The following is a 12,974-nucleotide window of genomic DNA, read 5'->3' on the forward strand; positions in this document are numbered from 1 at the left end:
TTCTATAAACAATAAAAGCCCGCAAGCGGGCTTTTATATCAGTTGCTTAAAAATATTAATCAACTAAACCACGGCGCTTAAGCAGGGCGTCAGTGGTTGGTTTTTGGCCTCTAAACTCAATGTAGCTTTGCATTAAGTCACGGCTATTACCTTTTGATAGGATCTCTTTACGGAACTTATCGCCATTTTCGCGCGTTAAGCCACCGTTGTTTTCCATATGAGCAAAGGCATCGGCTGCAAATACTTCAGTCCACAGGTAGGCGTAGTAACCCGCTGAGTAACCACCTGCAAACGTATGGCTAAAGTAGTTTGATTTATAACGCGGTGGAACAGGGTAGTAATCAATACCATGTGCCTTTAATGCGTCACTTTCAAACTGCTGTACGTCAGTTATTTTCTTATCAGAACCAAATGAGTGCCATTCCATATCCAGTAGTGCTGCAGCTAAATATTCAGTGGTACCAAAACCTTGGTTGAACTTTTGCGACTCAAGTACTTTATCAAGTAGTGCTTGAGGAATTGGCTCACCTGTTTTGTAATGCTTAGCGTAGTTAGCTAATACACTTGGCTCAATCATCCAGTCTTCATGTGCTTGTGATGGAAATTCAACAAAATCACGCGCTGTAGCAGTACCTGCTAGGCTTGGGTATTTAACGTCAGAGAATAAACCGTGTGCTGCATGACCAAACTCATGGAACATAGTCGACACTTCGTCAAACGTCATTAACGTTGGCTCGCCTTCTGCTGGCTTTGGAATATTTTGTGCATTATAAATAACCGGTTTTGTGCCTTTTAAGCCGCTTTGGCTTACGTATGCACTCATCCATGCACCGCCACGTTTACCTTCACGTGCATATGGGTCCATGTAAAATAAGCCTATTGCGCTGCCATCAGCATTAAATACTTCAAACGCCATGACGTCTTCGTGATAAAGCGGTAGGTCTTTACGCTCTTTGAATGTAATGCCGTAAAGTTTTTCCATTGCAAAGAATAAACCGTTATGAATAACCGATTGCATTTCAAAGTAAGGCTTAACTAAGGCTGGATCTAGGTCGTATTTTTCAGCACGTACTTTTTCTGCATAGAAAGACCAATCCCATGGTTTTAGTTCAAAACTTTCACCAGAATCGTTAATTACTTTTTGAATCGCTTTTGCTTCTGCTTGCGCTTTTTCAACTGCTTTTGGCGCTAGGTCATCTAAAATACCGTACACGTTATCAGTGGTTTGCGCCATGCGTGAAGTCATTACATACGAAGCCCAATCTTTAAAGCCTAACAGTTCTGCTTTTTGTGCACGCAGGTTAGTTTCTTTAATAATGATAGGGCCGTTGGTTTTAGCTGCACGGTTGGTTGATGCTTTAAAAATCTGCTCACGCAGTTCACGGTTTTCAAGGCTAGATAAAATAGGCTGTTGTGTGGTGTTCACTAGGGTGATCATGTAGCCATCTTTGCCTGCTTTTTTAGCAGCTGCTGCAAGACCTGCAATTTCACCTTCAGATAAACCAGCTAGTTTGCTTTTATCTGTTACTAAAATGACGTCTTCTTTAAACGATTTTAATACGTTTTGAGAAAACTCAGTTGATAGTTTTGCAAGCTCAGCGTTGATTTCACGCATTTTTGCTTTTTCAGCATCGTTTAATTTTGCACCGGCTTTAACAAACTGTTTGTAGTAAAAATCGACTAGGCGTTGATCTTCAGCGCTTAACTTATCTTTATTGTCGTATACCGTTTGTACACGTTTAAACAATGCACCATTTAAATAAATGTCATCAGAGTGAGCCGAGAAAACTGGCGCCATTTTTTTATCAATACGTTGGTACTCATCGTTTGAGATAAGGCCAGATAGGTTATAAAACGCAGCTGATGCGCGGTTTAGTAGCTCGCCTGCCAGTTCCATTTCAACTAAAGTGTTTTCAAAAGTGGCTGGCGCTGGGTTGTTGGCAATTGCCAGTATTTCTGCATTGTGCTGTGCAATACCTGCATCAAATGCGGCTTCGTATTCAGTCGTACCAAACTTATCAAACTCAGGTGCCATGTATTGAAGTGGACTTGGTTTGAACAATACATTGCTTGCGTTAATGTCTTGAACTTGCGCTGCGGTTTCTTGTGTTGTTTCTTTAGTGCTCTCAGAAGAGCAGGCAGATAATAAAAGTGCACTAGCAATCGTAGTGGCAATCAGTGTTTTACGCATAGTAACTCCATAGAAAAAATAGCCGAAATAGGCTTAGTGAGTCGAAAACACAGTTAACTTACCAAATTTTGACTTATATACAACAAAGTTTATCGATTTAAAGCAGGATTTAAACTCAAATTAGATTGCAAAAACAGCTTTAGTAGATAAAAGCAGCAGTAAACAGCCCAAATTACCCCAAGCTCAATGCAAGCATGTCGACACGAGGCAATCACGGTTGTTTTACCGTCATTATTTTAAACAGACTGTTACTTATTTAATTTAACCACATGCTAGACTCACTCAATTATTAGCATTTACTGATTTACTAACTGCTAGCTTATTTTTATATGGAATAATCATGAATATAGAACAAATTAACGACATACTAGGTTTTGTGCTGTTTAGTTATAACGACGTACATATTACGGTTGCTAAAGTCATTCAAGTCCCACTGATTTTATTTACTATGTGGTTTGTGGTTACACGTATTGGTAAATTGATTAAGAAGTCATTACTTGCTCGAAAAATGAGCCCAGATGCAGTGCATTTATTCACGCGTTTTTATTTTATTTTAAGTATTGCGATTTTACTTTTTACCTCCCTTGAGGTGCTCAACATTCCACTAACCGCATTTGCCTTTGTATCGGGTGCCATTGCCATTGGTGTGGGGTTCGGTGCACAAAATATTATTAATAACTTTATTAGCGGTTGGATATTAATGTGGGAGCGGCCAATCCGTATTGGCGATTTTCTAGAAGTTGGCACTGCAAAAGGGGTGGTTGAAACTATTAACACTCGCTCTACCCGCATTCGCAGAAACGACGGGGTGCATATGTTGATCCCTAATAGCCAGTTATTAGAAAATACGGTTACAAACTGGACGCTCATTGATGGCAATGCGCGCTCGTCGGTAAGCGTAGGCGTAGCTTATGGCTCTGATGTATTACTGGTTAAAAAGTTAATTCAGCAAGTATTAGATGAACATGAAGCAATATTAACAACGCCTCAATCAACCGTATTGTTTGATGACTTTGCCGACAGCTCGCTGGTCTTTAATGCTATTTTTTGGGTGTGCGCTGAATCTGAAACTCGCTTAAGACAAGTGCGCAGTGATATTCGCTTTAGTATTTATGAAGTGTTTGAACAACACGATGTGGTTATTGCATTCCCGCAGCGAGATATTCATATTGATGGTGAAATTGCACTCACACGTTCATTAGTGAAAAAGTAGTATTTAAAAAAGTGCCGCGTTATTTTGCTATATTTTTTAATAATTCATTGTAAGGACATATGTCCGCTTTTTGGTTGTTTAGTTGCTAAAAGTACACTAAAAGTCGGGATAGTGCGCTTAAGTGTTAAAAATAAGTTTATATTTTTAACACTCAGTATGCGGTAAATTAATTACAGCATGGTATAATCTCGCGCATTCAGTCAGCCTTATTTATGCCGTTTTTGTACTCTCGGTAATAAGGTCCGCGCCGCATAGAGCAAGTCGCGAAAAATTGACTGAATCCGTAATTATGTAATTGCGCAACACATCAACCGTTGAACAAGAGTGCACTAAAAAGGTTAACCCCGACATGAAAGCAATGAAAAGATCTACGTTAGCAACCCTTATCAATGCAACGTTGTTCTCTGCCGTAGCAGGTACTTCAATTTCAGCCCTAGCTGCTGAGCAAGAAACTACTGCTAAGAAGAACCAACTAGAAGTTATTCAAGTAACTGCTCGTAAACGAGTAGAAAACGCTCAAGAAGTACCTGTTGCTGTTTCAGCCCTGCAAGGCGACAGTTTAGATGCTTACAGCTCAGCTGGTATGGATATTCGTTTTATGAATGCGAAAATCCCAAGTTTATCTATTGAATCTTCATTTGGCCGTTCATTCCCACGCTTTTATGTACGTGGTTTAGGTAACACTGATTTCGATTTGAATGCTTCACAGCCTGTGTCACTTGTGGTTGATGAAATTGTACAAGAAAATGCTATTTTAAAAGGTTTCCCTGTATTTGACGTAGCCCGTGTTGAAGTGCTTCGTGGCCCACAAGGTACGTTGTTCGGCCGTAATACGCCTGCTGGTCTAGTTAAATTTGATACCGTTAAACCAAGTCAAGAATTTGAAGGTTATGGCTCTGTATCATACGGTAGCCGTGGCGCAGTTGATTTTGAAGGCGCAGTTGGTGGTTCATTAACAGACCGTTTATCAACGCGTGTTTCAGTACTTTGGCAAGACAAAGACGATTACATTGATAATCGCGCACCGGGCTTTGAACAAAAAGATGCCTTAGGTGGTTACACTGAACAAGCTGCACGTATTCAATTTTTATATGAAGGTGACGATTTCACTGGATTATTAAACTACCATGTCCGTGATTTAGATGGCTCTCCAATTGCCTTTCGTGCCAATACTATCAAGCCTGGCACTAACGACTTAGTTGATGATTTTGAAAATGATGTGGTTTACCACGATGCCGCATCGCGTGCGACGCAACAAGTGGAATCACAAGGTGCAAGCCTTAAACTTGAGTGGGACTTAGCTAACCACACAGTAACGTCAATCTCTGGTTGGGAAAGTGCAGAAATTTACTCTCGTGCTGACATTGATGGTGGTTACGGTGGATTCTCTATCAATGATGTTCCAGTAGCTATGGGTCCTGGTTTTATTCCTTTTTCTTCAGAAAGTGCTGATGGTATTCCAGACCAAGACCAATACACGCAAGAGTTACGTTTATCAAGCAACTTTGCTGGCGATGTAAATTACCAGGTGGGTGTTTTTTACTTCGACGAAGCATTAACGATTGAAAACTTTAGCTATGATACGGCTAATAATGGCGTATTAAATGGGTTTGTTAGCCAACAGCAAGACACTAAAGCATGGGCTGTGTTTGGCTCAGTTGATTACACCATTACTGATGATTTAAAAGTAACCGCGGGCCTTCGTTATTCAGACGATGAGAAAGAGTTCTCAGCAAATCGTACGCTTAGCCCTGTAGGTGGTGCTGCTACTTACATTGAAAAAAATGTAAGCGATGATCACGTAAGCTGGGATTTATCGGCTAACTACAAAGTCAATGATGACGTAAACTGGTATGGCCGCATTGCTAACAGTTTCCGTGCACCGAGTCTTCAAGGTCGTATCTTATTTGGTGATGAAGTAACCGTTGCTGATTCAGAGACTGTTACTTCGTTTGAGACAGGTATTAAATCTGATGTGTTAGATGGCCAAGGCCGTGTTAACGCAACGGTATTTTATTACACCATGGACGACCAACAGCTAACGGCTGTAGGTGGTGGTGCTAACTTTAACCGCTTATTAAATGCTGATAAAACAACTGGCTACGGTTTCGAAATTGATTCTGAGTGGGTGTTAACGGATGAGCTAAATGCCACATTTAACTTAAGCTACAACAAAACCGAGCTTAAAGACAAAGATTTAGCCGTTGCTGTGTGTGCACAATGTACTGTTACTGATCCTACGTTCCAAGTACCAGGTGCATTTGGTCCTGAAGACCGTGCTATTTTAGATGGAAACAGCTTACCGCATGCTCCAGAGTGGATCTCTAACATCACACTTCGTTACACTAAAGAACTCGCTGAAGGTGAATTCTTCACTTACGCTGATGTGTCTTACCGTAGTGAAATTGACTTTTTCTTATATGAATCAGTTGAGTTTGAAGGTAAGCCATTAACAGAAGTAGGCCTACGTGCTGGTTATGCATGGGCACAAGGCGACTACGAATATGAAGTATCAGCATTCGTGCGTAACCTATTTGACGAGCAACAAGCAATTGGTGGTGTTGATTTCAACAACAACACAGCAATGGTTAACGAAGAGCGTTACATTGGTGCTGAATTTAAAGTTAACTTTTTCTAATCGAAAAATTTAACGTTAAATTGTAATTATTGATAAAAGCCTGCCTAGTGCAGGCTTTTTTATTTTTGTAGAGCTGCTAAAGTAGCGCTCATATGTTTATTAAAGAGAAAAAGTAATGGCTGGATTTTGGAATTACCGTGTAATTTTTTGTGAAGCAACCAAAGATGAAGCGGCGCAATATCAAATACATGAAGTGGAATATAACCTAAATGGTAAAGTAACTAACTGGTCAGAAACGGGTGCAGCGCCGTTTGGTACCACGTTAGATGAACTAAAAGATGATGCTGAGCGCTTAAAAACCGCATTTGAGAAACCCGTACTTAAAGTGATGCGCAAAGCCCGTGGTTACGAGTTAGTTGATGTAAACACCGGTGAAGACGCTTATGCTGAGCCGCCAGCAGGCTTGACTGAGTAACACACATTAATGAAAGGTGCTTAGGCACCTTTTTTAATATTCAGGGCATAGGCTAAACAGCTAAACAACAAGGAGAAAGTATGTCTATTGAAGCGGTATTATTTGATATGGATGGCACGTTAGTTGATTCTCAAAGTGTGCATTATATCTGTTGGAGCCAATTACTTGCGCCTTTTGGTGTGCGTTATGACGAAGATGATTTTTGCCAGCGCTTTTCTGGGCGCCCCACGATTGACGCTGCAAAGGAAATAAAACAAACCCATAACTTGTCTGTGAGTAGTCGCTATTTAGCGGATGAAAAATACCGTTTGTTTAAGGGTCTGTTGACCTTTGCAGATTTAAATTTGTTCAAGCTAGGGGCGATTTAATCGCGGCGCGAGGTTTGTAACCTAGTGGGCTCGATAACTGCTCCTGCGTTATTCTACTGGCTTACATCCATGTAAGAATAAGTCAAAGCCGAGCAACAAAGAGTTAATCGCCCCTAGGCAGAACCCTTCGGGCAACGCCTATTTGGCATTGATGCTGCGTTATCGCCTATTTATGGGGAGTAACCACACCACATAGGCTCTGCCTTGCCTAAATACCAAATAGTCTGCTGCAAATTTAACCTTGAAAGATCAACAGACCCTAGCAAACGTTAAAACCAATTTACCGCCTTTAATGCCTTATGCTGCAGATATTTTATTCGCGGTTAAAGAGCAAGACTTAAAAATGGCGTTAGTAACAGGCAGCGCATGCCATGAAGCTGAGCCAATACTAAAAGGATTAGGGTTTTATGATTTATTTGATACGGTGGTTACAAAAGACGATGTAACCAATCCAAAGCCTGCCGGTGATCCCTATTTATTAGCACTTAAAAATATGCAGGTCGCTGCAAAAAATGCGATTGCCGTTGAAGATACCTTCACTGGTGTAACAGCAGCAAATAATGCAGCCTTAGCCGTTGTAGCGATTGCTAATAAGCACACCGAGCAGCACGACTTCAGTAAAGCAACACAGCAAATGGATAACCTTGAAGAATTTTGGCAATGGCTTCAATCTCAACTATAGTTTAAGCCATATTTAAATTTGCAAGGATGCAGTTATGGTTACTATTCAAAGATACCTATTTATTTTTTTAACGCTTTTTAGTGCGAGTTTATTAGCGCAATTGCCGCAGGTGCAACTCGCTGATGTTTATGATGAAACTAAGCATAACGATATTCGCCAATATTTGGTGAGTGAAAAGTTTGACGGCGTTAGAGCAATATGGACGGGGAAACAATTTGTTACCCGCCAAGGTAATCCAATTAATCCTCCTAAGTGGTTTACCGCCCCTTTGCCTGATGTTTGGTTAGACGGTGAGTTATGGACCAAGCGGGGTCAATTTTCTGTTCTCAGTGGTATTGTTAGAACAAAAATACCCGACGACTTACTCTGGCAAACAGTGACTTATCAAGTATTTGATATGCCAGATACAAACACGCCTTTTCATCGTCGCTATCAAAATTACCTGTCACTCATTACTCAGCTAAATAGTCCTCACATCAAGGCGGTAAAACAATATCAATTTAGTGATAATCAGCAACTAAGCGATTATTTTAATAAGGTGACCAAACAAGGCGGGGAGGGCGTTATGCTTCATTTAGCAGAGGCTAAGCATACGAGTGGTCGCTCTAGTGCATTGTTAAAACTCAAACCTTATTTGGATGCTGAAGCGCTAGTTATTGAATATTTACCAGGTAAAGGTAAATACACAGGTATGCTCGGGGCATTGCGAGTGCAAACCAAGCAAGGCGTAACCTTTTCTATTGGCACGGGCTTTAGTGATGAAGAACGCAAGCGTCCGCCAGCCATTGGTTCAACAATCACTTATCGATACCACGGATACACTAAAAATGGTTTACCGCGTTTTGCTAGCTTTTTGCGAGAAAGACCCGAAAAATAAAGAGTTTAGGCCAATTCAGTATATATTTTTTAGCAATTATGCTAAATTGCGCGGCCTTTTTGGTAATGTTTGGTGATCTATGTTTGTTGGTTTTGATTATGGTAGTTCTAATTGTGCTATGGGTGTTTTAAACGAAGAGCGTGTTCAGCTTATCCCTTTAGAGCAAGGCAAACATTATCTTCCATCAACTTTATACACTCATCATAGCGCCTTAGTCGTTGATTTTGTTGCGCAGCATTTGCAGGGCTCAGAGCATGAGCATGCCTATAAAACCGCGCGCCAACCCTTGCTTAATACGCTCCCGCGAATTAAATCAGACCTAGACTTACAAGCCGGCGACGACACCCTATTCATTGGCCGCGAGGCGATTAGTGAATATGTGCAATTTCCTGAAGAAGGTTATTTTGTAAAATCCCCTAAATCATTTTTTGGCGCAACGGGCTTAAAGCAAGGGCAAATCAATTTTTTTGAAGATATTGCCACAGCAATGATTTTAAAAATAAAACAACGTGCTGAATTATCGTTAGGGTATACGCTGAGCCAAACTGTTATTGGTCGCCCAGTGAATTTTCAAGCGGTTGGCGGTGAGCAGTCAAACCAACAAGCCGTGGGCATTTTAACACGCGCAGCAAACCGAGCAGGCTTTAAAGATGTTGAGTTTTTATATGAGCCACTCGCCGCTGGGATTGATTATGAAAGTGATTTAACGCAAGACCAAAAAGTATTGGTGATTGATATTGGCGGTGGTACCAGTGACTGCTCATTTGTACAAATGGGGCCAAGTTTTAGGAATAAACAACAACGAGATGCAGACTTTTTAGCACATAGTGGTAAACGTGTTGGCGGAAACGATTTAGATATTGCTTTGAGCTACCATGGTTTAATGCCATTACTCGGGCTTGGCAGTACGTTTAAATCAGGTTTACCACTACCTAATCAACCATTTTGGCAAGCTTGTAAAATTAACGATGTGAATTTACAGAGCCAGTTTTATAGTGCCCAGCATTATCGTGAACTCAGTGCGCAGTTACGCGATGTCAGCGCCCCTGAACTTTATAAACGACTTATTCACTTACAGCAAAATAAGCAAGGTCATCAATTAGTTCAACAAGCTGAAGCGGCTAAAATTGCATTAACATCCGCAAATAGTTTTAATTGTGATTTAGCCTTTTTAGATAACTCATTAAGCAAAGATATTTCAGTCGCTGATTTAGCGCTTGCTGTTGACGATAGCATTAGTCAGATTGTTACCTTGGCTAAACAGGCAATTACTGATGCGAATACCACTCCCGATGTGATTTACTTAACGGGAGGGAGTGCTCAGTCTCCATTAATTAAAGCAGCGTTGAGTGAGCATTTAGGCAACATAAAAATGGTGAACGGTGATCACTTTGGTAGTGTAACTGCTGGCCTTACTAAATGGGCCAGCATGCTTTATAAGTAAGCTACTATAGAGATATTTGTCGGGTTGCGAGGTATTTTTCGTAATCTGGCAATGTTCGCTCAAGCTCTATATCCATTAATGGTGAGCTAAGTAGCATATCGGCACTCACTTCATTACACGCCACAGGAATATTCCACACAGCAGCTAAACGTAGCAGAGCTTTAACATCGGGATCATGAGGCTGCGAAGCTAAAGGGTCCCAAAAAAAGACTAATACATGTATTTCATGCTCCGCTATTTTCGCCCCGAGTTGTTGATCGCCGCCCATAGGGCCACTTAATAATTGAATAACATCAAGCCCTGTTGTTTTCTCAATTAAATGCCCAGTAGTCCCTGTGCCATATAAAGTGTGTTTACTTAGAGTGGCCTTATGTTTTTCGCACCATAACTTAAGCGCGGCTTTTTTGCCGTCATGTGCTACTAAGGCTATATTTTTTTGCGCAGGTAGAGATTGTATTTTTTGATCCATGCTGATTCTTATTAGTTAGAGTAATAAATTGATAGCCAAGGCAATAAATACAATGCCTGTGAACCTATCAATCCAGAGCTGGCTATTTGGGTGATTTCTAAAAAATTGAGCTATTTTATCGCCGAAATAAATATACGTGCAGTCAATCGGAAAAGCAAAGATTGGATACAGTAGCCCAAAAAACGCCAGCTGAAAGGTTGCAGATGACAAGCTAGGGTCAACAAATTGTGGGATAAAAGCAATAAAAAACAAAGCCACCTTAGGATTTAGTACTTCGGTCATCATAGCTTGAAACATCACGTTTTTGTTTTTATTGGTGGTAACATGAGGCTTATCTTCTTGCTCGCAAATGGGGGGCTTAAAGGTGTCTTTAAGCATCATAAACCCTAAGTAACATAAATAGGCTGCACCTGCATATTGTACGCTGGCATAGGCAGTTTCAGAGGCTTTTAAAATAGCGCTTAAACCGACAACCGCAAAAAATGTATGTACTACGCCACCTAACGCAAAGCCAAAAGCACTCTGCATACCTGCTTTTCGCCCATTTGCAAAAGTTTGCGCCATTAAAAACGCGTTTGATGGCCCAGGCGCAACGGCCATTAAAAAGCTGGCGAGTAAAAATGAGAGCAAAAAGTCAGGGTTGATCATTAAATAGTACGAAAAAGAAGTGGTAAGTGATTTTATCAAGCAATGAGAAAAATAAAAAGCGGGCATATTGCCCGCTAAGTTGAGGATACTAAATTGTTATAAAACTAGCCGTTATACTTTTAAACATAACGAAGTGCTAAATTTATTAAAAACTAACGGTGATATTATTTGAACACACCGTAGTGCTCAGCGCTTCACATACTTGATATGTATACGTACCACCCCCTTTAGTATTTATACTGTCGGTGTAGGCATTGTTATTTGTTGTTGTTATTACTTTATTACCATTTCGGTAAATATCGACTTGGCTTGTTGCTGCACCATTCCATCTTAAATCAACAAAGCTACTGCCTCTAGATTTATAACCCGATGCTGATAATGAAATATCATCAACGCCTGGCTCGGGATCAACGCCACCCGTGCCGCCACCCGCACAGCCATTAGCTGTAAGGTAAGCATCAGCGTCTGCCGCTTTTACAATACCATAGCCAAAGTAATCATCACGACCAGCAGCCCCTTGATCTTGCGCAGTTGCTTTTAACGCATCGCGAATTTCTGTGCCTGTACAGTCGCTATGGTTAGACCATACTAGCGCAGCAATACCTGAAACTGCAGGCGTTGCCATTGACGTTCCACTCATAAAACCATAATCAGTTGCGCCAATATTAATTGTCACGTTGGCACTGGCTATTAATGTACTACGATCTTCAAATGCAGCGCCTACAGCAGGAATTGAAGCATTGTTGGTATCACCTAGTGTTGCGTATAACATGCCGGCTTCATTGTTAATAATAACCGCACCTAAACCGCCTGAGTTTTCACAATTAGCCACTTTGTCGTAAAATGAAACAACGCCGCGGTCAATCATACATACTTTACCAGCCGCTGCTGGATCAACTGTTTCGCCGGTCCCCATAAAGTAGGCACTCGCCGTGACTTGACCTGCATTTTCCATTGCTGATGAATTTTATGCTGTGCCATCGGCTGACATACTCGCTGCTGTAGCCATACCTGCAGGGTAGGTTGATAGCGTATCAACACCACCGGCTGTTACTTCTACACAAATGGTTTCATCGTTTGTTGCACGTTTACCACGACCTGATGAACAACTTGGGAATTGTGAAAAATCAGCAATTTGATTATTGGCATCATTAGCACCAACCATCATTACCCGCGGCAGCAACAACAAGGCCGCCTGCATTAGTAAAGTTAGCAAACGCATTTGATTCTGTACTGTTTGAGCCGCCGCCCCCTAAGCTCATACTAATAATGTTCGCACCTGCTTGAGAACATAAATCGGCCGCTTGAGCTAAATCAGATGAGTAACCCCAGCCTGATTCGTTAAATACTTTAATAATGTGCATTGCCACACCCAGTGCCATACCCATAACACCGAGGTTATTATCTGCAGCACCAATTGTACCGGCTACGTGAGTACCATGTGGGCCGCCATTATCAAACCAATTACCGGTGCCACTGTCGTTATCACCGGTGATGTTGCCCCAAATAAAGTCAGGGTTTGAGCTATCTAAGCCGGAATCGATAACACAGACTTTCATGCCTGCATTGGCATCAAAAGTTACTTGATCAACCTGTGATTGATAAACGGCATAAGGCGTAATTTGCTGCTGCATTGCATCGCCTACATCATCGTTAAATAATGACATAGGTACACGCTTATGATCTTCTTCAATGAGTTTAATATGTGGGTTGTTGAGCAGGCCTTTTAAGCTACTTAAATCTTGACCAGTAAACTTTGCGGCAATAAATCCATTGCCATCTACTTTAATCTCACCACCTAGTTTTTTAGTAAGCGCTTTAACAACACCTTTTTTATTATTATCAACTTGAATGATGAAGCGATCGTTTGCAGCTTGGGCAGTTCCGGCTGCAAAAATACCAGTAAGAACTAATGCTAAGGCGAGTTTATTCTTTTTCATATTATAATATCCTAGAATTAATTGGTTAACTTTCTGTTAACTTAAACCGACATTAAAATAATAAAAAGCAGAAAACAAGCTATTTTATC

8 protein-coding genes and 3 pseudogenes are annotated in these 12,974 nt (G+C 41.0%); 7 read left to right on the plus strand and 4 right to left on the minus strand.

What is annotated here, in order from left to right:
- Positions 1-55 precede the first annotated feature (55 nt).
- The gene (locus QMA00_RS01330; protein WP_290155547.1) at positions 56-2,191 is read right to left on the minus strand and encodes a M3 family metallopeptidase; all 2,136 of its coding nucleotides are present in this window, start codon (positions 2,189-2,191) and stop codon (positions 56-58) included.
- Positions 2,192-2,531: 340 nt separating this feature from the next.
- Between QMA00_RS01330 and QMA00_RS01335 the strand changes: the two genes are divergently transcribed.
- From QMA00_RS01335 to yegD, 7 genes and pseudogenes are all read left to right on the plus strand, one after another.
- A complete protein-coding gene (locus tag QMA00_RS01335; RefSeq protein ID WP_013464439.1) occupies positions 2,532-3,404 on the plus strand; it encodes a mechanosensitive ion channel domain-containing protein in 873 nt (290 codons plus the stop codon).
- A 349-nt stretch (positions 3,405-3,753) separates the two neighbouring features.
- Positions 3,754-6,042, plus strand: a complete 2,289-nt coding sequence (locus tag QMA00_RS01340) for a TonB-dependent receptor (RefSeq protein ID WP_290155550.1) — start codon at positions 3,754-3,756, stop codon at positions 6,040-6,042.
- A 115-nt stretch (positions 6,043-6,157) separates the two neighbouring features.
- Positions 6,158-6,457, plus strand: coding sequence for a hypothetical protein (locus QMA00_RS01345; RefSeq protein WP_013464441.1), 300 nt, complete (start codon positions 6,158-6,160; stop codon positions 6,455-6,457).
- A gap of 80 nt (positions 6,458-6,537) precedes the next feature.
- Positions 6,538-6,771, plus strand: a pseudogene (locus QMA00_RS01350) (HAD hydrolase-like protein); the annotation flags it as partial.
- Between the two features lie 322 nt (positions 6,772-7,093).
- A pseudogene (locus QMA00_RS01355) lies at positions 7,094-7,507 on the plus strand (HAD family hydrolase); the annotation flags it as partial.
- 34 nt (positions 7,508-7,541) lie between these two features.
- The gene (locus QMA00_RS01360) at positions 7,542-8,384 is read left to right on the plus strand and encodes a DNA ligase (protein WP_013464443.1); all 843 of its coding nucleotides are present in this window, start codon (positions 7,542-7,544) and stop codon (positions 8,382-8,384) included.
- Between the two features lie 79 nt (positions 8,385-8,463).
- Positions 8,464-9,828, plus strand: a complete 1,365-nt coding sequence (gene yegD, locus QMA00_RS01365) for a molecular chaperone (protein ID WP_290155556.1) — start codon at positions 8,464-8,466, stop codon at positions 9,826-9,828.
- A gap of 4 nt (positions 9,829-9,832) precedes the next feature.
- Here the strand turns inward: yegD and QMA00_RS01370 are convergent, their stop codons facing one another.
- The 3 genes and pseudogenes from QMA00_RS01370 to QMA00_RS01380 form a co-directional block, all read right to left on the minus strand.
- Positions 9,833-10,297, minus strand: coding sequence for a methylglyoxal synthase (locus QMA00_RS01370; protein ID WP_013464445.1), 465 nt, complete (start codon positions 10,295-10,297; stop codon positions 9,833-9,835).
- Between the two features lie 15 nt (positions 10,298-10,312).
- Positions 10,313-10,945: a LysE family translocator gene (locus tag QMA00_RS01375; protein WP_041695849.1), complete on the minus strand. Its 633-nt coding sequence runs from the start codon at positions 10,943-10,945 to the stop codon at positions 10,313-10,315.
- A 145-nt stretch (positions 10,946-11,090) separates the two neighbouring features.
- Positions 11,091-12,885, minus strand: a pseudogene (locus QMA00_RS01380) (S8 family serine peptidase).
- Between the last annotated feature and the right edge of the window lie 89 nt (positions 12,886-12,974).

The sequence above is a fragment of the Pseudoalteromonas sp. APC 3694 genome (assembly GCF_030407565.1).
Lineage (GTDB): Bacteria > Pseudomonadota > Gammaproteobacteria > Enterobacterales > Alteromonadaceae > Pseudoalteromonas > Pseudoalteromonas tetraodonis.